Consider the following 25806-nt stretch of genomic DNA (forward strand, 5'->3'; position numbering starts at 1 on the left):
GAAACAAGCAACAATTGATGAGTTATCGCCTGCAGCTGAGCCACCCATAGATGAAGAGACCGACCCTAGGAAAATTGCGGTTGCTGCTGCGATTGCCCGCGTTAAAGCAAAACAAGCTGAAAAGCACAATGAACAAACGATAACAGAGTAAGTGATAACGAAATGAAATTTAGGCCAATTGATGCGAAAAATCGCCGACTAAAAATTGCAAGCGCACCATTTACTCATAATAACCAAAGCACCAGCTTAGTGATGTTTTGGGTGCTTCTCGCTGCCATTCCAGGAATAGCAGCACAAATTTACTTTTTTGGTATAGGTACGCTCTATCAAATTGTTTTAGCGATACTCACAGCGGTTGTAACTGAAGCTGTTTCCATACGCTTACGCAAGCAGCCTGTTGTTCCTGTGCTTAAAGATAATTCTGCCATTGTCACTGCCCTATTACTCGGGATCAGCTTACCCCCGTTATCACCTTGGTGGTTGATTGTATTAGGGACATTCTTTGCCATTACCATTGCCAAACAATGTTATGGTGGATTAGGGCAAAATCCATTCAACCCAGCAATGGTTGGTTATGTTGTATTATTAATATCCTTCCCTGTACATATGACCAACTGGCTGCCACCACAAGAATTGCAAAACATGCATATCTCTGCCATTGATAGCTTGTCAGTGATCTTCAGTGGGCAGACTTCTTCGGGAGTGACGCTTGATCAGTTACGAACGGGCATAGATGGTATGAGTCAAGCGACACCGCTGGATAGCTTTAAAACAGGCTTACTAACACACTCTATTTCTGACGTATTACAACAACCTATTTTACAAGGCTCATTAGCTGGGATTGGCTGGCAGTGGGTAAATATTGCTTATCTTATTGGTGGTTTAATTATGATTAACCGCCGTATTATTAGCTGGCATATTCCGTTGTCATTCTTAGGAACCTTAGCTGTTTTCTCCATAATCAGCTACCTGATTGATGATAGCCGTTATGCACCGCCATTGGTTCATTTACTGTCAGGTGCCACCATGTTGGGTGCGTTTTTTATCGCAACCGACCCTGTTACCGCTTCAACAACACCAAAAGGGCGAATTATTTTTGGAATGATTATTGGTTTCTTAGTGTGGGTGATCCGTGTTTATGGCGGATACCCTGATGCCGTTGCCTTCGCTGTATTATTGGCAAACATCACCGTGCCGTTAATTGATTATTACACTCAACCGCGTGCATATGGACATAAATAAGGAGCCAACATGTTAAATACAATGCGACGTCACGGAACTATCCTTGCCATATTTGCCGCAGGAACCACGGCATTGAGTGCAGCGGTCTATACTTTGACGAAAGACATTATTGCAGAGCAAGCCGCCATTGTGCAGAAAAAATTGCTCGACCAAGTCATCCCCAGTGACCTCTATAATAATGATTTAACTAAAGAATGTTATCTAGTCACCAATGAGGCTATATTAGGTAATAAACAGCCACGGCGTTTATATATAGCCCGTAAAAATGGTGAACCCGTTGCTGCGGCGTTAGAAACCACGGCATTAGATGGTTACTCAGGGGCTATCCACTTGTTGGTAGGCGCTGATTTTAACGGCACTGTTTTAGGTGTTCGTGTGACCGAACACCATGAAACACCTGGGCTTGGTGATAAAATTGAAACGCGTATTTCAGATTGGATCACCCATTTAAGCGGGAAGAAAATCGAATCGCCAAATGACCCCAAATGGGCTGTAAAAAAAGATGGTGGCGAGTTTGACCAATTCACTGGCGCCACCATCACACCAAGAGCGGTGGTCAATGCCACCAAACGAACTGCGGTCTTTATGCAAACTATTCCGCAAGAATTAGCAACTTACCCAAATTGTGGGGAAGAATAATGAGTGAATCTAAAGATTTATTAGTCCAAGGGTTATGGAAAAATAACTCTGCATTAGTCCAGCTTTTAGGGCTTTGCCCGCTATTGGCTGTTTCTTCTACAGCAACGAATGCTCTCGGGCTTGGCCTTGCAACAACACTTGTGCTGATATGCACTAACGTAGCTGTTTCTGCCCTGCGCCGTTGGGTGCCATCTGAAATTCGTATCCCAATTTATGTGATGATCATTGCATCGGTTGTGAGTGCGGTACAAATGCTAATCAACGCCTATGCTTTTGGTTTATATGAATCGCTCGGGATTTTTATTCCGTTGATTGTGACGAACTGTATCGTCATTGGCCGTGCAGAAGCCTACGCATCTCGCAACCCCGTTTCGTTATCAGCATTAGATGGCTTAGCGATGGGCTTAGGGGCAACGGCGACATTGTTTGTTTTGGGGTCAATTCGTGAAATTTTAGGTAACGGTACCTTATTTGATGGCGCTGATTTACTGTTAGGCTCATGGGCTACTTCATTACGCATTGAAGTTATTCACCTTGATTCTCCATTTTTACTCGCTATGCTACCACCAGGTGCCTTTATTGGCCTTGCCCTATTGTTAGCTGCAAAATATTTAATTGATGAAAAAATGAAAAAAAGAGCGGCTTTGCAAGCTGACCATCAGTCAGTACGCGAATATGAAAAACAACAAGGTTGCGGCGGTCATCTTTCTTAATAAACAAATTAATGTGAGCAATGAATAAATCAAAACGTATTGAAATTTTAACTCGCTTACGGGACAACAATCCCCACCCAACGACGGAGCTAGAGTTTAGCTCCCCGTTTGAGCTATTAATCTCTGTGTTACTCTCCGCTCAAGCGACTGATGTCAGCGTTAATAAAGCCACGGCAAAGCTTTATCCCGTAGCAAACACACCTGAAACAATTATGGCGCTGGGTGTTGATGGTATTAAAGAATATATCAAAACTATTGGCTTATTTAATACTAAAGCAGAAAGTGTTTATAAAACCTGCAAAATACTGATTGAAAAGCACAATAGCCAAGTTCCCGAAAACCGTGAGGCCCTTGAAGCGCTTCCAGGCGTTGGCCGTAAAACAGCCAATGTCGTTCTTAATACAGCCTTCGGTTGGCCAACCATTGCCGTCGATACTCATATATTTCGCGTATGTAATCGTACCAACTTTGCCCCAGGTAAAGACGTTGTCGCTGTTGAAGAAAAGTTACTGAAAGTCGTCCCAGCTGAATTTAAGGTCGATTGCCATCACTGGTTTATTCTACATGGGCGTTATACTTGTATTGCGCGCAAACCCCGTTGTGGTTCGTGCATCATCGAAGACCTCTGTGAATTTAAAGACAAAGTCTACCCAGAGGATTAACTATATATCGTGCTTTTGATGACGAAAAAGATAGGTCATCGTGCTAATCATAAGCACAACGCATTTTTTCCTTGCTCTAGGACTTTGTCTTACGTAACAATAGAGCCAAATTCAAACTTAATAAAACGGTAAGTATGTTTCAAGACAACCCACTGCTCGCACAACTTAAACAGACATTACATGCCCAAACACCTCGTGTTGAAGGGTTGGTAAAAAGCACTGAAAAAGGTTTTGGCTTTTTAGAAGTTGATGGCCAAAAAAGCTATTTCATTCCGCCTCCTCAGATGAAAAAAGTGATGCACGGTGACCGTGTCATCGCCGCAGTACATACGGATAAAGACCGTGAGTTTGCTGAGCCAGAAGAACTTGTCGAGCCTTTTTTAGAGAGATTTGTCGGTAAAATTCAGAAAAAAGAAAACGACAATCGCTTATTTGTTATCCCCGATCACCCGTTACTCAAAGACATGATTTTATGTCGTCCTGTGAATGGTATTACCCATGAATTTAAGCAAGATGATTGGGTCGTCGCTCAAATGCGCCGTCATCCCTTAAAAGGCGATAAAAACTTTTACGCAGATATTACAGAATACATCACTGAAGGCGATGACCACTTTGCACCATGGTGGGTAACGTTACGCCGTCACCAATTAGACCGTGATGAACCTCAAATGGTGGAAAGCGAGCGTGATGATCAAGGCATTGAACGCGTTGATTTAACTGACTTACATTTTGTGACCATCGATAGCGCTAGTACTGAAGATATGGATGATGCGCTGTATGTTGAGAAAACCGCTGAAGGCAATCTCAAATTATTCATCGCTATCGCTGACCCAACCAGCTATATCCGCGAAGGCAGTGAATTAGATAAACTGGCCCTTGCACGTTCTTATACTAACTATTTACCTGGTTTCAATATCCCAATGTTACCGCGTCAATTGTCAGATGATTTATGCTCCTTGCGCCCAAATGAACGTCGCCCTGCTTTAGTATGTGTGGCGCAAATTCTTGCAGATGGCAGCCTTGATAGTCACATTGAGTTTTTCAGTGCTTGGGTCGAATCAAAAACCAAATTAGTGTATGACGAAGTTTCTGATTGGCTTGAAGAAACTGGAAATTGGCAACCCGCCAATGACATAGACAAACAACAAATATTGCTGTTAAAAGAAATGGCTGATAAACGCTTACATTGGCGTGAAACTCATGCATTAGTCTTTAAAGACCGCCCTGATTACCGCTTTGTGCTTGATGATAAAGGTAATGTCGTTGATATTGTATCAGAAAGCCGCCGCAGTTCTAACCGCATTGTTGAAGAGGCAATGATCACCTCTAACCTTTGTGCAGCCAGCGTGTTAAAAGAAAAACTCGGCTTCGGCGTTTTCAATGTGCATATGGGCTTTGAGCCATTGCAAATTGACCAGGTTGTTCAAACCTTAAAAGACAATGGTATTGAAACCACCGCAGAATCATTATTGTCTCTGGAAGGTTTCCGTCAATTACGTCGTAAGCTTGATGCCGAACCTACCCAGTTCTTAGATAGCCGAATTCGTCGCTACCAAACTTTTGCCGAAGTTAAAGCTGATCCCGGCCCTCACTTCGGCCTTGGTTTTGACGCTTACGCAACATGGACATCCCCCATTCGTAAATACACCGATATCGTTAACCATCGGTTATTAAAGTCCATTATTGCGGGCAAGCCTTCAACGGATAAACCCACTGAAGAGCTTTCCATTAAATTGGCAGAACGTCGCCGTGCAAACCGTATGGCGGAACGCGATGTGGGTGATTGGCTCTATTCACGTTACTTAAAACCGTTTGAAGGCACTGACACTAAATTCCCCGCAGAAATTATTGATATTACCCGTGGTGGTGTACGTGTACGTCTCGTGGATAATGGCGCGGTGGCATTTGTTCCTGCACCATTTATTCACAGTGTTCGTGATGAAATTCAGTGTAGCCAAGAAACTGGCAGCGTTCTGGTTAAAGGCGAAAAAGCATATCAACTCAATGATATTATTAATGTCACCATTGCGGAAGTTCGTATGGAAACACGTAATATCGTTGCTCGCCCTGCAGAATAATACTTTCTGTGCTATCTTTAAAAGACCATAAGTTAATGCTTATGGTCTTTTATTCGTTCGCAACCTAATCAGTAGTGATTAATTCGCATTTTACGTTAAAATTTATATGCTATTCGCTATTTTTTCCTGATTATTCTTATTCGTAAATTTACCTATCATGCTAATTTATGATTTGTTTAATACGTGTTAAGGATTAAAAAATGAATACTGTCAGCAAACGCATTTTATCATTTATGGTTATCGCAACCGTCGCTATTAGCGTGAGTGCCTGTTCCAACATGTCTAAGCGCGATAAAAATACTGCCATTGGTGCTGGTGTCGGTGCCGTCGGTGGTGCAGTGCTTACTGGGGGTAGTTCACTTGGTACGGTAGGCGGTGCCGCCGTTGGCGGGATCATTGGCCACCAAATTGGCAAATAACCGACAATAAGCTATGCCCCTATTCTCTAAATAGCGCCATCCATTTGGCGCTATTTTATTTTCAGTGTTCTAACGCTAACTCAATGTTTCACAAAGCGAATTAGCTAATGCATTAGGAACTAGCGTTGATACCATTAAAAGCTGGGAACTCAAACGACCTAACCCAACAGGGTTAGCGGCTAAAGTATTAGTGGCAATAAAAAGAAACCCTGAATTATTCAAAGAACTCGCAGCAATTTAAACCATAAAAAACGGTGATTACACCTGCAACCACCGTTTTTCTTTAATCATTTTAATCAGCCACCAGCTAATTTTACCTGCATGCCTTTTGCTTCAAGGAGTTGCTTAATCACATCTCGCTTATCCCCTTGAATTTCAATATTTCCATCCTTTACTGCACCGCCGCAACCACATTTCTTTTTCAGTTCAGCGGCAAGTTTTATGAGCTCAACATCATCAAGATCAAGGCCCGTCACGACACAAACCCCTTTTCCTTTACGACCTGATGTTTCACGGCGAATTCTAACGATGCCATCACCTTTTGGCCTTTCTACCTTCGGTTTTTCTTCATCAATACGCCCAACGTCTGTGCTATATACTAGACGGCTGTTTGAATCACTCATGAGAGACCTTTAATAGATTGGTTAATTTGCTGTAATGTTAACGTTGGGTTTTCACTACGCGTGATCGGGCGTCCAATCACCATATAGTCAACCCCTGCTTTGACAGCATCTTGTGGTGTCATGATACGGCGTTGATCGCCAACATCACTACCTTCTGGGCGAATACCTGGTGTGACTAATTTAAAATCTTTGCCACATAAACTTTTTAAGCGTTTTGCTTCATGGGCAGAACAGACAACGCCATCAAGACCACACTGTTTGGTCAGCAATGCAAGACGTTCTGCATGAACCGCAGGAGAGTCTTGGATCCCCACGCCCACTAGATCTGTCTCATCCATACTGGTCAAAACAGTTACTGCCGTTAATAAAGGCGCATCTTTACCATAAACTTCGAGTGATTGACGAGCCGCTTCCATCATTCGAGCCCCACCGCCCGCATGCACATTGACCATCCAGACGCCCATTTCAGCAGAAGCGGCGACGGCACGAGCAACCGTATTTGGAATATCATGAAATTTTAAATCAAGGAAAACATCAAAGCCGCGATCATGGAGTGATTTGACAAATTGAGGACCATTGAACGTGAACATTTCTTTGCCTACTTTAAGACGGCAATCACGCGGGTCAATGCGGTCAACAAACGCCAGTGCAGCATTAGCATCTTCATAGTCAAGTGCCACAATGATTGGCGAGAGTGTCTGGTTCTCAGTTGAGGAAATCATTTCATAGCCTTTAATGAGTTGTTATGAGGTTAAAAAGTGACGTTGTCACTGGCCATCTAACCCACGAATGGGTTTAATCGTATCCCAAGAACGACAAGATGGGCAGTGCCAATATAATGAACGAGAAGTAAAGCCACATTTATGGCAACGGTAATCAGGCTTTGTTCGGATTTGTTCGCCCACCATTTTTCTTAGCAAAATCAAACTTTCTTTTGCACGGCCTTCTTCGGCTTCTTCAAGGTGGTAATCCATTAAACGATAAAACAGTCGCATGGTTGGGTGACGTTGAATTTGGTCATTAATATAATTTGCAGCAGCTTCATGATTTTGCTTTTCAACAATAATATCGGCGAGATACAGCTCTGCAATTGCACCTGAATTACCCGCTACACATTGACGCAAGTAATCTTCCCATTCATCCAATTGACCGGTGCGTTGATAGCAATCATGGAGCAGTGGCAGCGTTTCAGTAACCAACTCTCTATCTTGATCATATACTTGCTTTAAAACATGAATGGCCTTTTCATAAACGCCTTGCTCAATAAAAATACGCCCTTTCATAATCGAAACGCGCGCACAGTTTTTATCGGCTTGTTCTGCTTTATTTAATAAGGCTTGTGCATCATCAAGATCATCACTCGCCAATTGTTGTACCGCAAGCTCACAGTAAAAATGTGCAATTTGCTCGCGTAATTCGTTATGGCCTAATTTAACCAGTTTACCTGCAACATCGATAGCTTTCGACCATTCACTGGTTAACTGGTAAATATTTAATAAAGATTGTAAAGCACTTTGCTTGAAATCCACTTCATCAGTGAGTTGCTGGAACATATTTTCGGCGCGATCATACACCCCAGCGGTCATGTAATCACGGCCAAGTTGTTGGGTTGCAAGGAGGCGTTGTTCGAAGGATAACGAAGCACTTTCCACCAGCGATTGGTGAATGCGGATAGCACGTTCAACTTCACCTCGAGAACGAAATAAATTCCCTAAGGTTAAATGTGCTTCAAATGCAGAGCTATCATAATTCTTAAGCATATCTAGAAACAAATCAACCGCTTTATCTTGCTGATTTGACAAAAGAAAGTTCACGCCTGTCACATAATCACGGGACAAGCGGTTAGCATGTAGTTGTTTATCTTGTTGAGCACTTCTGCGCCCCATATACCAACCATAAGCGGCAGCCACAGGAAGCAACAGAAACAGCAACTCGAACATACAGGATTATTCCTTGTTCTGAGTCGTCACTAATGAGGTTGAGTCAGAAATATTACTTTCTCCAGCACCTAATTGTGATTCTAAACGTCTAATTTTACGACGTGCGTTTTTCAGGCTAACGATTGTACGTAAATAAAATGCCGCACACACCAGCCATCCCAGCACAAAACCGACACCAAAAAGTGATGCAAGAAGGGTTGATAAAGAAAAATCCCCTTTTGCAATCAGGTAGTTAAATGTAATAACCTGATCATTGCTTGAACCTAGCGTAATCGAGATAATAAAAAATGCGACCGCCAGTAATAAAATCAGAAAGTATTTCACATTTGTTCCCGTTATCAGTTCTTATCCATTCAATAATATCTACCTGATAAGGTAGCATTTCCCGCGCATCCAGACAAAGCAATTTATTTTATACAAATTCGAAAATTCACAGAGTTTGTCGCAACAATCACTCTCTTGACGAAAGATTAACCGACTTTTTTTTCCGCTTAAGAAACAGAAATACACCGTAAGCCAAAATGGCAAAAATGGCACTGATAAATACTGACGTAATGACATCAATTGGCCAATGCATACCTAATAACATGCGGCTAAATGCGATCCCCTCTGCCCAGAGTGCTAGGCCAATCGAAAAGCCATAGTAGCCTCTTTGCCAAAAAAAGGCGATAAACAAGAGTGCCCAGCCAGCAGCAAATAACATATGTCCTGATGGAAATGAGTACCCTGTTTCTGCTTGCCAATGCTTTCTTTGCCACTTAGCAATATCATCATGTTGTTTAACGACCGTTTTAATCAACTTGGCTCGAGCGGCTCGTGTTAATTCATAAAAATCCGAATGCGTCACATCATATTGCTCTTCGAGCCAAACCACATAAGGTCGAGGCTCTTGAAAATGGTTTTTAAGTAATGTTTTGGTACCTTGTTGCAGTAACAAAGCGCTAGCAACAATAATCACAATCTTCAAGACCATACTTTTTTCTGCACGTAGTCTGAATATGATTATCCCCATAAGTGCTAATGACGTAATAATACTGTATGGTGCACCTGCTGTATCGGTCAGCCATAACAGCCATTTCATTGATTTAAATTGATTTTCTGGCGTCCATTGCCACCCCGAAATTAGCATTATCATGGGTGGTAATGCTAATAAAATAGCAAACAGGCTAACGACGAAAATAGTTTTTCTCATTTAATGCATTCCATAAATATTAATCCACCTTATGAAGAAATATTCCATTCACTCTCGATTAACTCTGTTATAGTAATACAGTGTTGGTTGTGTGCAAAGATTACCAGCCTCTATATGCAAAACGTCATATAGCTTCGATATATTATACTCATGTACCTTATATCGATTTACGTTATTACATTAAGCAAGAGTTACTTTAACTAATGAATGAAAATATGCAGCTAAAACGTGTTGCTCAAGCAAAACTCCCAACACCGTTCGGTGAATTTCTGATGGTAGGTTTTGAAGAAATTGCAACGGGCCATGACCATGTCGCGTTAATCTTTGGCGACATCTCTGGGGATACCCCCGTTCTTAGCCGTATTCACTCTGAATGTTTAACGGGTGATGCGCTATTTAGCTTACGTTGCGATTGTGGTTTCCAATTAGAAGCCGCGCTTTCTCAGATTAGTAAAGAAGGCCGCGGGGTGTTACTTTACCATCGCCAAGAAGGCCGTAATATTGGCTTGCTCAATAAAATCCGTGCATATGCGCTACAAGACCAAGGTTTAGACACTGTCGAGGCAAATTTAAAACTGGGTTTTAAAGCCGATGAACGTGATTTTACCCTCTGCTCAGATATGTACAAATTACTGGGGATCAACGAAGTTCGTTTGCTAACGAATAACCCGAAAAAAATCGATATCATGCGTGAAGCGGGTATAAATGTGGTTGAACGTGTGCCTTTGATCGTTGGGCGTAATCCAAGTAATGAACATTATTTGGATGTTAAAGCACAAAAGATGGGTCATATGCTGTTTAAACACCAGTAAGCTACACAATAAGGGGAGAGTTTCTACGTTCTTCCCTTTTCTCTCAATTATCCTCTCAATGTGTGCCATTTCTTGATGGTTATATTCACTTTCTTTCTATAAGGTTTATACTGTTCTCAATATTATGACTTTGATGAATGACCTTTATCTTTTGCTTATTCATCAAACTACAAGGAGATATTGTGAACAACCTGCATTCTATTCAACGCATGAGAAGACTGCGTAAAACTGAAAAACTCCGCACTTTATTCCAAGAAACCCATCTATCGATTAATGACCTTTGTTTACCTATTTTCGTTGAAGAAGAACTCGACGATTATATGCCGATCAATAGCATGCCTGGTGTTATGCGTATTCCTGAAAAACGCTTAGCGTATGAAATTGAACGCATCGCAAATGCAGGCATTAAGTCAGTCATGACATTTGGCGTTTCCCACCACCTTGATGATAATGGTAGTGATGCATGGCAGGAAAATGGCTTAGTCGCTCGTATGTCCCGTATCTGTAAAGACACAGTTCCTGAAATGATTGTGATGTCAGATACTTGTTTTTGTGAATATACTTCCCATGGTCACTGCGGGGTGATGCATGACCATGTTGTTGATAATGATGCCACTATTCACAATTTAGGTCTGCAGGCAGTTGCTGCTGCCCGAGCAGGTGCAGACTTTATCGCCCCTTCCGCTGCAATGGATGGACAAGTTGCGGCGATCCGCCGTGCACTGGATGAAGCAGGTTTTACAGATACGGCCATTATGTCCTATTCCACAAAATTTGCATCCGCATTATATGGCCCATTCCGTGATGCAGCTGGCTCATGTTTAAAAGGTGATAGAAAAACCTACCAAATGAACCCAATGAACCGCCGCGAAGCGCTACATGAATCGCTGATTGATGAGCGCGAAGGTGCAGATGCGCTGATGATCAAACCCGCTGGGGCTTATCTTGATATCATTCGTGATTTACGTGAACACACACAATTACCGATTGGTGCGTATCAAGTTAGTGGCGAATATGCGCAAATCAAATTTGCAGCACAAGCGGGTGCGATTGATGAAACACGTGTGGCACTGGAAACATTAGGTTCAATTAAACGCGCAGGTGCTGACCTTATCTTCACTTACTTTGCCCTACAACTGGCTGAAAGTAAGGCTTTATAATTTTTAGCTTATAAAAAAAACCGCAATACTGGATATAAACACAGTACTGCGGTTTTTTGGCATTTTAGATTAAAAAGCAAGCCAAAACAGATTAAAAATAAATCAATCGGTTATTTGCCACGCTGAATTTCAAGCTGATGCGTTAATGTTTTTGCATAATGCTGAGCAACTTCTACCGAAGGTAAGCCCGCTATCAATAAATCGTCTTTACCTGCAGTTGTCTTGGCAACAACGCCCCAAAATTCCACCTCAAAAGTAATACTCTCCGGGTTTTGATCCGGCATAGGCACAATATCAAAATACTCTTTTAATGGTGCGATAGTAATTGCAGTGTAATCTGCATTTAAGCCAAGTGGGAATTCTTTGTCCGCATAGAGACGTAAGTCGTGAACTTCCGTTTCAGGTGTTCTCATCACAATAGAATACAAATTAGGAATATGTTCTAAAATATCGCGAACCTCTTCATTCGACCCATCAAAATGAGAAGTTGTTAATAAGATATCTGCTGCCCACAATGCCCCTTTATAGAAATCGGTTTCATTGATATCTGCCATATATATTTCCTTTACGTTGTTTTCGATAAATTTAGCGAGCCCGAATCCATTACATGGATACTAATTCAAACAAAGAAACTGATTTATGGCGAACTTAATTCAGTACTCACTGAATTAAGAATGGTTTTCTCCCCTATATTTAACCATCTACCTAACACCATAACGTAGATCCACATCGAAAATATTGAGAAAAAACAAGATTAAGAAATAAGATAGGAATAAAAAAACGTCTGCTGGATTAACCAAACAGACGTTTTTAGTTAACCTGTGTTAATGAAGCATTTGTCGAATGACATAATGCAAGATACCGCCATGGCGGTAATACTCCATTTCAGTACCCGTATCAATACGACAACGGGTAGTGATCTCCTTGACCTCACCATTACCCAGAGTAATATTCACCTTCAGGTCTTGCCCTGGTGTCAGGGATTGCAGACCAACAACGTCAATGCGTTCGTCTCCTTTTAGTCCAAGGGTTTTGCGGGACATACCATCTTTAAACTCCAGAGGTACAACCCCCATACCGATTAAATTTGAACGATGAATACGCTCATAAGACTCTGCAATCACCACGCGAACGCCTAACAAATTAGTTCCTTTTGCAGCCCAGTCACGACTCGAACCTGAACCATATTCCTTACCTGCAATAATCGCCAATGGGCGTTTTTCTTGCTGATACAACATTGCTGCATCATAGATAGCCATTTGCTGCCCCGTTGGAATATGTAAGGTATAACCACCTTCAACACCTGGTACCATTTCATTACGAATACGAATATTCGCAAAGGTGCCGCGCATCATCACTTCATGGTTACCTCGTCGTGAGCCATAAGAGTTAAAGTCTGCAACAGCAACACCATGCTCTTGAAGGTAGCGCCCTGCTGGACTGTCTTTCTTAATATTCCCTGCAGGAGAAATATGGTCAGTAGTGACTGAATCGCCAAGGATAGCCAAAATATTGGCGCCGTGAATATCTTTAACTGGCGCAGGCTGGGCTTGCATGCCTTCAAAGAATGGTGGATGGCGAATGTACGTTGAGTCCGCCTGCCAATGATAAGTTGATGAGCTTTCAACTTCGAGAGCACGCCACGCATCGTCACCTTCAAATACGGCATTATATTCTTTGCGGAACATCTCTGTTTTAACTTGTTGCACAGCTTGGGCTATTTCAGCACTGCTTGGCCAAATATCTTTTAGATAAACGTCATTACCGTGTTTATCTACACCAAGCGGTTCATTTTTCAAGTTAATATTCATATTTCCTGCAAGGGCATAGGCCACAACTAACGGCGGAGATGCCAACCAGTTAGTTTTCACCAGAGGATGGATCCGCCCTTCAAAATTTCGGTTCCCCGAAAGCACTGCACCAACGGTTAAATCGGTTTGTTTAATCGCCGCTTCAATTGGTTCCGGTAATGGACCTGAGTTACCGATACAGGTGGTACATCCATACCCAACAAGATTGAATCCCAATTTATCTAAATAAGGTGTTAAGCCCGCTACCGCAAGGTAGTCCGTGACCACTTTGGAACCTGGTGCAAGGGATGATTTAACCCAAGGTTGACGAGACAGCCCTTTTTCAACCGCTTTTTTCGCTAACAGCCCCGCCGCCATCAAAACACTCGGATTTGAAGTATTGGTACAAGATGTAATCGCCGCAATCACGACTGCGCCATCAGTGAGTTCAAAGGTTTGATTTTGATATTTCACTTCTGGGTGTGCATTTTTATCTTGTTTATTCACTTCGAGTTCAACTGCACCTCGGAACGCTTTTGGTACTTGACTCAGCTCCACTCTATCCTGTGGACGTTTTGGCCCAGCTAAGCTAGATTCAACCGTCGACATATCTAATTCAAGGGTACTGGTAAAGATAGGTTCATCACCTGCGTGACGCCATAAGCCCTGCTCTTTACTATACGCTTCCACCAGCGCCACTTCATCGTCGCTACGTCCTGTTAGTCGCATATAGGACAACGTAATATCATCGATGGGGAAGAACCCACATGTTGCACCATATTCAGGTGACATATTGGCGATGGTGGCACGGTCAGCTAAGGGTAAATCCGCCAAACCATCACCGTAGAATTCCACAAACTTACCGACCACGCCGTGTTTACGCAGCATTTGTGTGACGGTTAATACAAGGTCAGTTGCCGTAATACCTTCCGATAATTTGCCTGTTAACTTAAACCCAACCACATCGGGGATAAGCATCGAAACAGGCTGACCTAACATCGCTGCTTCAGCCTCTATACCACCCACTCCCCAACCCAGCACACCAAGCCCATTGATCATGGTTGTGTGAGAATCGGTACCCACTAGCGTATCTGGATAAGCGTATAGCTTCCCATCGATTTCCTCATGCCAAACCGCTTTTCCAAGGTACTCTAAGTTAACCTGGTGGCAAATCCCAGTGCCCGGTGGCACAACTTGGAAACGGTTAAACGCTTTTTGCCCCCAACGCAGGAATAAATAGCGTTCGTGGTTACGTTCCATTTCAATTTCTACGTTTTCACCAAACGCAGATTGTGTGGCAAATTCATCCACCATCACCGAGTGGTCAATCACCAGATCAACAGGTGATAATGGGTTGACCTGATTGACATTTCCCCCTAACGATTTCACCGCTTCACGCATTGCTGCAAGGTCAACAACCGCAGGGACGCCAGTAAAATCTTGCATCAGTACACGAGCGGGACGATAGGCAATTTCCCTATCTGCATGAGCGTTTTTTTGCCAATCAATAATGGCTTGTAAGTCTTGTTCAACAACAGAAGTGCCATCGATATGGCGTAATAGGTTTTCGAGTAACACTTTGAGGGATTTGGGCAGCTTTGAACCATCGCCGATTTTTTTCTCGGCAAGCGCCAAACTGAAGTAATTATACTGCTTGTTTCCGACAGCGAGTGTTGAGGCACTCGTTGTTTTTAGACTCAACGACATAACTCCTCCTTGGTTTTTATGGCTATGGCAATAATGTTTATTTACCACCATTATTTTTTGTTAACCAATTGTAATCATAGTTGCTTTATAAATTTGATTTATAGATTTTGTGCCAAATTTGCAGTTTAGACCTATTTATCATAGGAAATTTGAGATAAGAATGGAAAGTATAAGCGTAAATGACGGTAAAAAGTTTGGGGGATGACGGTTATTTTCAGTTTGGATAGGCGCCGATTGCGAGCTGAAGATCAGCTAAAGTGACCATTAGCATCATTGAGTCTAGAGGTGAAGATACAAACCCAACGTGTTCATAAAACCGTTTAGCATCAACTGAAAGCGCATGAACAACCATTCTCCGAATACCGACAAGCCCTGATGCTTGGATAACTCTCAGCGCCGCATCCTTTACAAGCGCCCTGCCAACACCGAATCCTTTCACGTTTGCATCCACTGCTAGGCGGCTAAGTAAAACAACAGGAATATCTGTTGGCATATTTTGCCGAAATTTACCCACCGCTTGGTTGGTAGTTATAATGCCTGTAGAAAGTGCATAATCCCCCATCACCGTATTATCAGATGCAGTGACAAAAGTGCGGGATGCACTCGTTTTCTGATTTCCCATCGCGCGGTTTTTTAACCAATGATCCAACGTTTCTTCACCCGAAGAGAATACATCCAGACGGTGGTTTAAATTGAGGGGCTCAGGAGCTGTCAGGTTCAATGTCATTTCTCCCACGGAGATTTGGACATCATGGTTTTTCTGAGCGCCTCATTATTGCTCGGCGGGGCATCTAATTGAGCAACAAACTCCTGATAAACCTCAGGGCTCACATTAATCACACGGAGATCGGCTAATGTTTCTTCCGCAGCACGACGAGCCGCTTCGAGTACAAACTCAGTACGATTTTTCCCAGCAGCGTTAGCAGCTCGGTCAATCAGAATTTTATCTTCTAATTTAATTCGTAAATTCAATGATGAACGTGTAAGCACCGTATCATTATCACATGTATTTTGCATCGCAATGGTTAACGCCTAACTGATGACTTATTTTTTAAGCACACAGTTTTATCCGCATTGCGGTTAATAGATGATTAATGGTAGCCACTGTTCATCATGTGGCTACCATTAGATGGGCAGGCAATAATACAAAAATCAAATAATCGGTAACTGAATATCTTTAAAGAAAGCTTCAATTTCATCATTGTTGCGAATGGCAATCGCCTTATCCACCACATCACGCGTTAAATGTGGGGCAAAACGCCATAAGAAATCATACATATAGCTACGCAAGAAACTGGTGCGTTTAAAGCCAATTTTCGTGGTGCTATAGCTGAACTTATCACGCATATCAATGACAACAAGGTCAGAATCATTTACCGCATCAACCGCCATACTGGCGATAATACCAATACCCAATCCCAGCCTGACGTAAGTTTTAATCACATCTGCATCTGTTGCTGTAAAAATGATCTTCGGCTCTAGGCCTATTTTTTGAAAAGCGACATCCAGTTCTGAACGCCCAGTAAAGCCATGGGTGTATGTCACAATTTGGTATTCCGCAATATCTTCAATGGTCACATTCTTTTTCGTCGCCAACGGATGGTCTTTTTGCACCACCACACAACGGTTCCAATGGTAGCAAGGCAGCATAATTAAGTCGCTATACAGATGGAGTGCCTCCGTGGCGATTGCAAAATCACTGTTCCCCTTGCATACCTCTTCCGCTATTTGGGTTGGTGTGCCTTGCTGCATATGCAAAGACACATGTGGGTAGCGTTCAATAAAGCCTTTAATAACCGGCGGTAATGCATAACGCGCTTGCGTGTGGGTCGTTGCTATATTTAACGTACCGCGATCTGGGTAGGTATGCTCCCCCGCAACTGAACGTATTGCTTCAATCTTCGACAACACTTCCCTTGAAATACGAACGACCTCTTCTCCCGCAGGGGTGACATGCGTTAAGTGTTTACCGCTGCGAGCAAAAATCTGAATGCCTAGCTCATCTTCTAGCATCCGCACTTGCTTACTAATACCTGGTTGCGAAGTAAAAAGCCCCTCCGCCGTAGAGGAGACATTTAAGTCATGATTAACAACTTCAACAATATAACGTAATTGCTGCAATTTCATATTTCTGCCTACCCCTTACTGGATCACGATAGAGTCGCTATAGCTAAAAAACATTAGTTATAACTAAAAATTATATACAATTGAATCGATATAACCAATATAACATTATTCTAACGAGAATAAACAGTATGATGACAAAATTTCATCTAAGGTGAATTTTTCCTGCCTCAACGTCGTAATGTATTGCAAAGACGGGTTATCTTTAATTCGTGATATGTTTCAATGAATAAAACGTAATTTGAAGGATTTCCACTTCAGTATAAGCTTGAAAAAGTGGAGTTATAGATTCTCAACGAAGAGAGGTTTTTACATGCGTATAAATATTTTGGCACTGCTTATTGGTATGTCAACGGTTTCCTTTGCACCTCAACTACTTGCAAAGGAAGTGACTTACGGACAACAGAAAATTGTTTTATCCGACACAATTAACCCTGGTAATGATTTCTACCGCTACGTGAATGAGGATTGGATAAGCAAGGCAAAAATCCCAACGGGTATGCCCCGCATTAACTCTTTTGTTGATTTGTATTTAAATACCGAAAAACAGACCCAAGCTATCATTGATGAACTACAGAAAAAACCAGAAAGCGAACTAAACCATAATCAACGCAATATTCGTCATTTGTACCAAAGTTTTCTCAATGAAGACGCCATCGAAAAGGCTGGACTTTCACCTATCAAACAGGATTTAGCCGAGATTGCAAAAGCAAAAAACCATCAGGATATCAGTCAGCTAATGACTAACCCAGATTTCAATTCATTGATTTCTTATTGGGTAGATTTAGATGCAAAATCCCCTGAAACGTATGTGTTGTATATTGGCCAAGGGGGTTTAGGATTACCTAATCGGACTTATTACCTCGATGACACCCCACAAATGCAAGATATACGAAAAAGTTATATCGCTTATATCGCAACGATGCTGAAACTGGCGGGTGAAAAAGACGTTGAACAAAAAGCGCAAAAAATATTCGATTTAGAAAAAGCCATTGCAACCGTACATTGGAGTCCTGAAGCGCGCCGTGACACCATCAAAAACTACCATGCTATGTCATTAGCTGAAATGAAAAATCATACCAAAGGCTTTGATTGGAGCAGTTTTATCAGCCGCTACAAACTCACCGATAAGCAGCTTGAAAAAGTGGTAGTAGAAACAGACAGCGCCGTTGAACAAACCGCAAAAATTTTCGCGCAAACACCTGTTTCAACCTTAAAAGATTATTTAACGTTCCAATATATTAGCGATCATGCACGCTATTTAAATAAAGCTATTTCTGATGCCAACTTTGATTTTTATTCGAAAAAACTCAACGGTGTCGAGAAACAACGTACCCGCCAAGAACGTGCGTTACAAACAGTAAACTCCCTTCAGGGCGAAGCATTAGGGCAAATCTATGTTGAAAAATATTTCGACCCGCAATCCAAAGAAAAAATTCAAGATTTAGTGAGCTATGTCAGAGGCACATTTAATTCACGTTTAAAAGACAACGATTGGATGGATGATAGCACACGCCAAGAAGCCCTGAAAAAACTGGAACAGTTCACCGTAAAAGTGGGCTACCCTGACAAATGGAATGATTTCAGTGACATTAATTTAAAACCAGATTCACTGTTTGATAACTACAAACAAGTTGTTGCATGGTCCTACAACGACATGATTAGCAAAATGGGCCAGCCTGTTCGTAAATGGGAATGGGGAATGACACCACAAACGGTGAATGCCTATTTCAACCCTGTACAAAATGAAATCGTGTTCCCTGCTGCTATTTTACAAGCCCCATTCTTTGACCCTAACGTTGACCCCGCTTATAACTACGGGGCAATTGGTGCAGTGATAGGCCATGAAATGGGTCATGGTTTTGATGACCAAGGCAGTTTATATGATGGTACAGGGCAACTACGTAATTGGTGGAGTGAAAGTGCCAAAACGCACTTCAAAGAAAAAACTGAGAAGTTGGTCGAACAATACAACGCGTTTGATGTCGATGGTTTGAAAGTTAATGGGCAATTAACTCTAGGCGAAAATATTGGGGACTTAGGCGGGCTAAATATCGCGTTGAGTGCCTATAAACAATTCGCCAAAGAAAATTACCCAAATGGTGAACCGCCGATTATTGACGGCATAACCGGCTTACAGCGTTTTTTCATCGCATGGGCACGCACATGGCAAGAGCTGTCGAATAAAGAGTCTGAGCGTAATAAAATTATGACTGACCCGCACAGTCCAAACCAATTCCGTGCCAATGGCGTTGTGCGTAATATTGATGATTGGTACCAAACCTTTGGTGTCGATAAAGACAATGCTCTCTATTTGGAACCTGAAAAGCGTATTCGTATTTGGTAGTCGATTGATAAATAGATAAAAAGAAAGCTCGGCATATTTCCGAGCTTTCAAACCACATCATCAGTTAAGTATTGCTTTGGACAATTAAGACCTTGCTCTAAATAGTTTACGTTGTGGCTAGGCGGCAAATGAGGTTATCGTGGGGAGCATACTCCAGTATGTGACCCACATAACAGAATGAAGCCAACAACGCCACACCGTAAAATATGACGAGCAAAGTTATTTGATGACGCCACAGGCCATCCTAGCCCCCCCACCACCTAACGCTTCTGGATTATCGGAATAGTTATCGCCCCCCACATGCACCATTAACGCACGGTTTTGCACATCTTTCAGTGTTTTTAAACGTGGCGCTAAAACCGCATAATCGGCATTACCTTGGCTATCTGCAACGAGACCGGGTAAATCCCCTAAGTGCCCAGTATTATCATATGGCCCTTTGTGAACAGCCGTTTTTGCTGGATCTAAATGCCCACCCGCTTTTAGTGCAGGAACAGATTTGCCGTCTTTTTCCCCTGGCTCGCAGCTTGGGTTTTCGTGGACATGGAAACCATGAATACCAGATTGTAAACCTGAAAGTTTTGGTGTGAACAATAACCCATACTCAGTTTCAGAGATAACAACTTCACCAATCGTTTTACCCTCACCCGTTGGCGTTGCTTCCTTTAATACCACAGTGGATTGTGCTGCATAGGCAGTGCCCGCAGTCAGTAATGCAGCAAATAAGCACATCTTTAACTTCATATTGCCTCCAGTGGATAACATTTATCAATCATTCCATCCAATTACCTTATGATAAACAAGGTAAGAACGATTACTGTTGTTTCATTAGTACCAATGACTGTACTTAAGTTAACACAAATTTGTTATCACTTTGGTGCTGCATTTAGCTTTAGTTAATAAATGATAGTTATATCACAATCAATATTGTTAACTTAATCTTCAAAAATCACTCAATTAAGAATATTTATGCCGTTATAGACTTATTATAAAAACTTCATTTTAGTACATTTACGTAAAATAACTCTTTGATAAAAATGTTAACATGCTGTGAAAATGATCACAGTATATTATTTTCATTTCGCCTACATTTCAGACTATTCATTTCACATGAAATAAATAGGAAATAAAAATTTCATAAAATCCCACCCAGCAAAATAACGTTAAAGAGATTGGCTGTACCTTACAAAAACAAGTTAACAAAATATAACACTATGTTTTCTTTAATTTTTATAATAAGTGGAAAATAGATTATGAATACTCTTGCCAAAAAGTTTGGTTTTTCAGCACACACCATTATTCAACTGATATTTATTACTGCAAACGCCCAGCTATTGTATGCCTTTTGGGACTTGCGGAACTCCCTACCCCTTGGCTTTCCTGTCGCTATGGGGATCACTGATGCGCAAGCAGGCCAGCTCTATTCCATGCAAGGATTAGTTATCTTATTAGGCACTCTCGCTCTGGGTTGGGTCGGTGATAGATTTAAAGTCCGTGTGATTATGTTAATCACCACACTCGGAGTTGGCTTTATTTCTCTCTTTATCGCCTTAAACTCACCAGGGTTAAGCATGCCAACTTTATTGCTGTGTTTTTTCTCCATGTTATTACTCAGTGAAGTGTTATTTAAACCCGCCAACTTTAAGGCGGTGAGTTTATCTACCACCAAAGAGCATCAAGGTGTTGCTTTTGGTATGTTTGAATTTGGACGAGGTTTATTAGCATTTTTGATGAGTCTATTATGGGCTGCAATGGTTTATTACGAAGCAAGTAGCCGCACCATGATGATCACATCATCCATTATTGTGCTCGCTACTGCGATATTCATTTTCTTGGCTGTACCGAAGGACGCGCGAGTCAGTGAGGACGCTGATACCGTAAACTCAGTGAAAGAAGCGCTGCTTGGTGTATTAAAAGTTATCAAATTACCGATTGTTTGGGTAACAGGCCTCAACGTTTTCTGTATTTACGGTACTTTTGTTGCAGCGGGTACCTACTTTGCCCGTTTCTTACAAGCAGGTTATGGTACATCTGCAACCGTCGCTGCAGTATTTGTTTCTGTTGTTATTGCATTGCGAATGTTGCCATTATTATCCACATTGCTGGTCACATTAGCGTTTAAATCCACCGCCCACTTTATGCGTTTTATGTCATTCGTTTTAGTGTTCCTACTCGCCGCTATTGGTATTTTGTTCTATATGAACCCAGCTTCTATCACGGAATTTATGGCTGGCCAAGCTCCTGACAATATCATTAGCCCTGCAGTTCGTAACACTATAATGATCCTGATGTTATGTGCCTCCGCATGCTGCTTTATGATCCGAGGCGTCTACTATGCCCCGATCGGTGAGTTTGGGATTGATAAAAAGCATGCTTCCGCTGCAATGTCTTTGGCTATCACGATTGGATACCTTCCTGCACTGCTAGCGCCATTAATTTTAGGTAAGATCATTTTTAGTCCACAATTAGGTGAACAAGGGCAAGTCGTCAAAGAAATTCTGACTCCAACGAATATTATTGGTAATGTTTTTATTGGGTTATCTGTCTTAACATTAATCGCCGCCTTACTGTCTTGGACCGTTATTAAAATGAAAAAAGCGCAATAACACATTGATATTATGACGACATAAGCCGTTGTAATAACGGCTTATTGTCTATTTAGAAAATGGATTAGGTAAGCACTATGCGAAATAATAATTATATTGATTGGCTCAAATACATTGCAGATGAATTATCCGTAACTGATTTATTGATCCCAGGAACTCATGATGCCATTACATCAACCTGTGATCTGCCTTATTACCAAACCCAGACATTATCGCTAGTGGAGCAGCTTAACTGCGGCGTGCGTTTTTTTGATTTAAGGCTAACTCGCAATCTAAATATTGCACACCGTGAATGGCATAGCGACATCATGGCAGAAGACCTTCTTCACTGCTTTATTTCTTTCCTTGATACACACCCTACTGAATTTGTCATTTTACGCATTCAAAATGCCAATGAGAAAAAAAATGACTTTGAGGCCTATAAACAGGCTCTTATCCCATTTATTGAGCCTTACCTAAAACACCTTTTACTGCCTGAGCGAGTTGATGAAAACACATTCAAGTGGCCCAGTGTAAAACAGTTAAGAGGAAAAATCTTGGTGATTGAATGTGCACCACCAGAATTGCATGTTTCAACGTTAAAGGATGGCACTCGTTGGGCGCATAATTGGCATCAAAACCCCTTAATTTCATTACAAGATAACTGGAATGGCCCTGAGATCCAGGAAAAAATCAATGACATAATGGCGTTAATTCATGGCGATGATAATACCAAAGAGCATCAACTCGTTCTCAATCATATTAGTGCAACGAATGGTCAGCTGGGCAGTCCAATCGCGTATGCAAACATCATTAACCCTATTATTCGCGATGAATTAGCTACGTTAGATCAGGCTACGCCAAAAGGCATATTAATCTTTGATTTTATTGATGAAGATTTAGCAAAGAAAACGATTAAAGTGAATCAATTACAATCTGCTTAACGCAAAAAAATGCCAATCAATAACAGATTGGCATTTCTATTTTTATCTGAAAAATAACCTTAACGAATTATTTCTCTTTGACTTCCCATTTACCATCAACATAAAAAGCACTCCAACCTGTTGCTTTACCGTCTTTTTCCGAAGAAACATATTGTTGCTTGGTTTTACGGCTAAAACGAACAACTGTTGGGTTACCTTCAGCATCTTCAGCAGGTGCTTCTGCCAAGTAGGCAAGCTTTTCAGGTAATCTGTCCTTAAAGCGTTGTAACTCAGCCACTAATGGCGCACGTGTTTCTCTGGATTTCGGGAAAGTGTTGGCAGCAAGGAACACCCCAGCGGCACCATCACGCAATACAAAGTAAGCGTCAGACTTTTCACACGGTAATTCAGGCAACGGAACAGGATCTTCTTTCGGTGGCGCAACTTCACCACTTCTTAGGATTTTACGTGTGTTTTTACATTCTTCATTGGTGCAACCCATGTATTTACCAAAACGCCCCATTTTCAGGTGCATTTCAGAGCCACATTTATCACATTCAATGACAGGGCCATCATAGCCTTTAATACGGAATTCGCCTTCTTCAATTTCATAACCTTCACATGCAGGGTTATTACCACAAACATGTAATTTACGTTGGTTATCAATCAAGTAGCTATCCATCGCCGTACCACATTTAGGGCAACGACGTTTTGCTCTTAACGCGTTAGTTTCTGCATCATCCCCTTCAAGAATATTAAGTACTTCATCTTCAGGGATCAGATTGATGGTTTTTTTACAGCGTTCTTTTGGTGGCAATGCATAGCCACTACACCCCAGGAATACCCCTGTAGATGCAGTGCGAATACCCATATGGCGTTCACAATCAGGACAGGTTATTGATGTTATAACCATCGGATTGGTACGCATTCCCCCTTCTTCTGGATCTTTTTCCGCAACATCAAGCTGGGTACTAAAATCAGAGAAGAATTCATCAAGAACAGCTTTCCACTCAGCATCATGATTTGCAACATGGTCGAGCTGGTTTTCCATGCGTGCGGTAAAATCGTAGTTCATCAAATCGTTGAAGTTTTCTTCTAAACGATCAGTAACGATTTCCCCCATTTTTTCCGCATAGAAGCGACGGTTTTCAACTTTGACATATCCTCTATCTTGGATAGTCGAAATAATTGCCGCATAAGTTGAAGGACGACCAATTCCACGTTTTTCGAGTTCTTTAACCAGTGAAGCTTCACTAAAACGTGCAGGCGGTTTAGTGAAGTGCTGACTTGGCAATAATTCAATTAATGATAGTTCCGTACCCACTTGAATTGGCGGTAAGGTTTTATCTTCATCGTTTTTGCGCAGTGCAGGCATTACTTTCGTCCAACCATCAAAACGTAACGTACGCCCTTTGGCTTTCAGTTCAAAGTCTCCCGCTTTCACTGTTAAGGTCGTAGAGTCATATTTCGCTGGCGTCATTTGACACGCAACAAATTGGTTCCAAATTAATTGGTACAACCGTTTTGCGTCATTTTCCATATCTTTTAGCGAATCAGGTAATACATCAACACTAGAAGGACGGATGGCTTCATGCGCCTCTTGGGAATTATCTTTGCTGCTATATACATTGGCATCTTTCGGCAGATATTTCGCCCCAAAGTTGTCATTGATATAACCACGAACCATATCCAACGCATCTTGACTCAAGTTAGTTGAGTCAGTACGCATATAAGTAATGTAACCCGCTTCATACAGACGCTGGGCCATCATCATGGTTTTCTTCACCCCAAAGCCTAAACGCGTACTTGCCGCTTGTTGCAATGTTGAAGTGATATAAGGTGCACTTGGTTTACTTGATGTAGGGCGGTCTTCACGGTCAATAACCTCAAAGCGCGCCTTTTCAAGTAATTTTACCGCAGCGGTAGTTTGCGCTTTATTAACAGGTTTGAACGATTTACCTGCTTGCGACGTCACTTCCATGCGTAAATTTGCAATATCTTTATCTGCTAAGTCCGCGTGTAATTCCCAATACTCTTCAGGAACAAACGCTTTAATTTCTCGTTCGCGTTCAACAATCAGTTTCACTGCAACAGACTGAACACGCCCCGCAGACAAACCTCTAGCCACTTTTTTCCACAATAATGGAGATACCATGTACCCCACAACGCGATCCATAAAGCGACGTGCTTGCTGCGCGTTAACCCGATCAATATTTAGCTCACCTGGGCTATCAAATGCTTGGGTGATGGCGTTTTTCGTGATTTCGTTAAATACAACACGACTAAAACGCGAATCATCACCGCCAATCACTTCACGTAAATGCCATGCGATCGCTTCCCCCTCGCGGTCCAAGTCCGTTGCGAGGTAGATGTGATCGGCATCCGCAGCCAGAGATTTCAGCTCAGAAACCACCTTTTCCTTACCTGGTAGAATTTGGTAATTCGCCTTCCAACCATGATAAGGGTCGATACCCATGCGATTCACTAATGCATCGCGTGGATCTTTTTTAACTTTCTTTGTTTTCTCGGTAGATGAGCCTGTACTCTTTTGTGAGCCGGTTTGTGAACCAGAGCCGCTTTTCGGCAGATCACGAATATGGCCGACGCTGCTTTTCACAACGTAGCCACTGCCAAGGTATTTATTAATTGTCTTGGCTTTTGCCGGGGACTCCACGATAACAAGAGCTTTACCCATATTTACCTTTACCTAAATATCAACTATGACGCACTTTTACATTAAAATGCGTAAAATGAGAATCTGTTTTTTATATTGCGACACAATCACAATATATCAATATATTTTCAATCAATTATTTGTGTTGAAACAAAACTTATAATCTCAATCACGTT

The 25806-nt window shown here is 41.8% G+C and carries 23 protein-coding genes and 1 pseudogene; 12 read left to right on the forward strand and 12 right to left on the reverse strand.

Going from position 1 to position 25806, the window contains the following annotated elements:
* Positions 1 to 162: 162 nt before the first annotated feature.
* From rsxD to nadS, 7 genes and pseudogenes are all read left to right on the forward strand, one after another.
* A complete protein-coding gene (rsxD, locus tag PR808_RS18425; protein WP_206086076.1) occupies positions 163 to 1242 on the forward strand; it encodes an electron transport complex subunit RsxD in 1080 nt (359 codons plus the stop codon).
* 9 nt (positions 1243 to 1251) lie between these two features.
* Positions 1252 to 1881, forward strand: coding sequence for an electron transport complex subunit RsxG (rsxG, locus tag PR808_RS18430; RefSeq protein ID WP_206086077.1), 630 nt, complete (start codon positions 1252 to 1254; stop codon positions 1879 to 1881).
* Positions 1881 to 2594, forward strand: a complete 714-nt coding sequence (locus tag PR808_RS18435) for an electron transport complex subunit E (RefSeq protein ID WP_206086078.1) — start codon at positions 1881 to 1883, stop codon at positions 2592 to 2594. Before rsxG ends, PR808_RS18435 begins: the two co-directional genes overlap by 1 nt.
* 20 nt (positions 2595 to 2614) lie before the next feature.
* A complete protein-coding gene (gene nth, locus PR808_RS18440; protein ID WP_206086079.1) occupies positions 2615 to 3256 on the forward strand; it encodes an endonuclease III in 642 nt (213 codons plus the stop codon).
* 134 nt (positions 3257 to 3390) lie between these two features.
* Entirely contained in the window at positions 3391 to 5334 is a 1944-nt protein-coding gene (locus PR808_RS18445) for an exoribonuclease II (RefSeq protein WP_272539853.1), read from the forward strand.
* A 200-nt stretch (positions 5335 to 5534) separates the two neighbouring features.
* Positions 5535 to 5753, forward strand: coding sequence for an osmotically-inducible lipoprotein OsmB (gene osmB, locus PR808_RS18450; RefSeq protein WP_225819467.1), 219 nt, complete (start codon positions 5535 to 5537; stop codon positions 5751 to 5753).
* Positions 5754 to 5832: 79 nt separating this feature from the next.
* Positions 5833 to 5994, forward strand: a pseudogene (nadS, locus tag PR808_RS18455) (NadS family protein); the annotation flags it as partial.
* A gap of 55 nt (positions 5995 to 6049) precedes the next feature.
* Here nadS and yciH read toward each other — a convergent pair.
* The 5 genes from yciH to PR808_RS18480 all read right to left on the reverse strand — a co-directional run bounded on the left by yciH (position 6050) and on the right by PR808_RS18480 (position 9508).
* Positions 6050 to 6376 (reverse strand): stress response translation initiation inhibitor YciH, encoded by a 327-nt coding sequence (yciH, locus tag PR808_RS18460; RefSeq protein WP_272539854.1) that lies wholly within the window; start codon positions 6374 to 6376, stop codon positions 6050 to 6052.
* Positions 6373 to 7098, reverse strand: coding sequence for an orotidine-5'-phosphate decarboxylase (gene pyrF / locus PR808_RS18465; protein ID WP_272539855.1), 726 nt, complete (start codon positions 7096 to 7098; stop codon positions 6373 to 6375). The genes yciH and pyrF overlap by 4 nt, the downstream gene beginning before the upstream one ends.
* A 45-nt stretch (positions 7099 to 7143) precedes the next feature.
* Entirely contained in the window at positions 7144 to 8316 is a 1173-nt protein-coding gene (gene lapB, locus PR808_RS18470) for a lipopolysaccharide assembly protein LapB (protein WP_206086084.1), read from the reverse strand.
* Positions 8317 to 8322: 6 nt separating this feature from the next.
* On the reverse strand, positions 8323 to 8640 hold the full coding sequence (locus PR808_RS18475) for a LapA family protein (protein WP_206086085.1): 318 nt from the start codon (positions 8638 to 8640) through the stop codon (positions 8323 to 8325).
* 127 nt (positions 8641 to 8767) lie between these two features.
* Complete coding sequence (locus PR808_RS18480; protein ID WP_272539856.1) at positions 8768 to 9508, reverse strand: phosphatase PAP2 family protein; 741 nt, start codon at positions 9506 to 9508, stop codon at positions 8768 to 8770.
* A gap of 215 nt (positions 9509 to 9723) precedes the next feature.
* On the opposite strand from PR808_RS18480, the gene ribA reads away from it, so the two are divergent.
* Positions 9724 to 10320 carry a GTP cyclohydrolase II gene (gene ribA, locus PR808_RS18485; protein ID WP_206086203.1) on the forward strand — a complete coding sequence of 199 codons (597 nt, stop codon included), beginning with the start codon at positions 9724 to 9726 and terminating at the stop codon, positions 10318 to 10320.
* Between the two features lie 182 nt (positions 10321 to 10502).
* Positions 10503 to 11480 carry a porphobilinogen synthase gene (gene hemB / locus PR808_RS18490; RefSeq protein ID WP_206086087.1) on the forward strand — a complete coding sequence of 326 codons (978 nt, stop codon included), beginning with the start codon at positions 10503 to 10505 and terminating at the stop codon, positions 11478 to 11480.
* Positions 11481 to 11590: 110 nt separating this feature from the next.
* Here hemB and PR808_RS18495 read toward each other — a convergent pair whose 3' ends face one another.
* From PR808_RS18495 to cysB, 5 genes are all read right to left on the reverse strand, one after another.
* A complete protein-coding gene (locus tag PR808_RS18495; protein ID WP_272539857.1) occupies positions 11591 to 12034 on the reverse strand; it encodes a hypothetical protein in 444 nt (147 codons plus the stop codon).
* A 270-nt stretch (positions 12035 to 12304) separates the two neighbouring features.
* The gene (acnA, locus tag PR808_RS18500) at positions 12305 to 14977 is read right to left on the reverse strand and encodes an aconitate hydratase AcnA (RefSeq protein ID WP_206086089.1); all 2673 of its coding nucleotides are present in this window, start codon (positions 14975 to 14977) and stop codon (positions 12305 to 12307) included.
* Between the two features lie 214 nt (positions 14978 to 15191).
* Entirely contained in the window at positions 15192 to 15704 is a 513-nt protein-coding gene (locus PR808_RS18505; RefSeq protein WP_272539858.1) for a GNAT family N-acetyltransferase, read from the reverse strand.
* The gene (locus tag PR808_RS18510; protein ID WP_272539859.1) at positions 15701 to 15994 is read right to left on the reverse strand and encodes a type II toxin-antitoxin system TacA family antitoxin; all 294 of its coding nucleotides are present in this window, start codon (positions 15992 to 15994) and stop codon (positions 15701 to 15703) included. Before PR808_RS18510 ends, PR808_RS18505 begins: the two co-directional genes overlap by 4 nt.
* 135 nt (positions 15995 to 16129) lie before the next feature.
* A complete protein-coding gene (gene cysB / locus PR808_RS18515) occupies positions 16130 to 17104 on the reverse strand; it encodes an HTH-type transcriptional regulator CysB (RefSeq protein ID WP_206086092.1) in 975 nt (324 codons plus the stop codon).
* 310 nt (positions 17105 to 17414) lie between these two features.
* Here cysB and PR808_RS18520 point away from each other — a divergent pair, with 310 nt between their 5' ends.
* The gene (locus PR808_RS18520) at positions 17415 to 19448 is read left to right on the forward strand and encodes a M13 family metallopeptidase (RefSeq protein WP_272539860.1); all 2034 of its coding nucleotides are present in this window, start codon (positions 17415 to 17417) and stop codon (positions 19446 to 19448) included.
* 219 nt (positions 19449 to 19667) lie between these two features.
* Here the strand turns inward: PR808_RS18520 and sodC are convergent, their stop codons facing one another.
* Positions 19668 to 20192, reverse strand: a complete 525-nt coding sequence (gene sodC / locus PR808_RS18525; RefSeq protein WP_206086094.1) for a superoxide dismutase family protein — start codon at positions 20190 to 20192, stop codon at positions 19668 to 19670.
* Positions 20193 to 20701: 509 nt separating this feature from the next.
* Here sodC and PR808_RS18530 point away from each other — a divergent pair.
* Both PR808_RS18530 and PR808_RS18535 read left to right on the forward strand, forming a co-directional pair.
* Complete coding sequence (locus PR808_RS18530) at positions 20702 to 22054, forward strand: MFS transporter (RefSeq protein ID WP_206086095.1); 1353 nt, start codon at positions 20702 to 20704, stop codon at positions 22052 to 22054.
* A 77-nt stretch (positions 22055 to 22131) separates the two neighbouring features.
* Positions 22132 to 22977, forward strand: coding sequence for a phosphatidylinositol-specific phospholipase C domain-containing protein (locus PR808_RS18535; protein WP_272539861.1), 846 nt, complete (start codon positions 22132 to 22134; stop codon positions 22975 to 22977).
* A 67-nt stretch (positions 22978 to 23044) separates the two neighbouring features.
* Here PR808_RS18535 and topA read toward each other — a convergent pair whose 3' ends face one another.
* Positions 23045 to 25651, reverse strand: a complete 2607-nt coding sequence (gene topA / locus PR808_RS18540; protein WP_206086097.1) for a type I DNA topoisomerase — start codon at positions 25649 to 25651, stop codon at positions 23045 to 23047.
* Positions 25652 to 25806: the final 155 nt, after the last annotated feature.

Source organism: Providencia sp. PROV197, assembly GCF_028479625.1.
Lineage (GTDB): Bacteria > Pseudomonadota > Gammaproteobacteria > Enterobacterales > Enterobacteriaceae > Providencia > Providencia vermicola.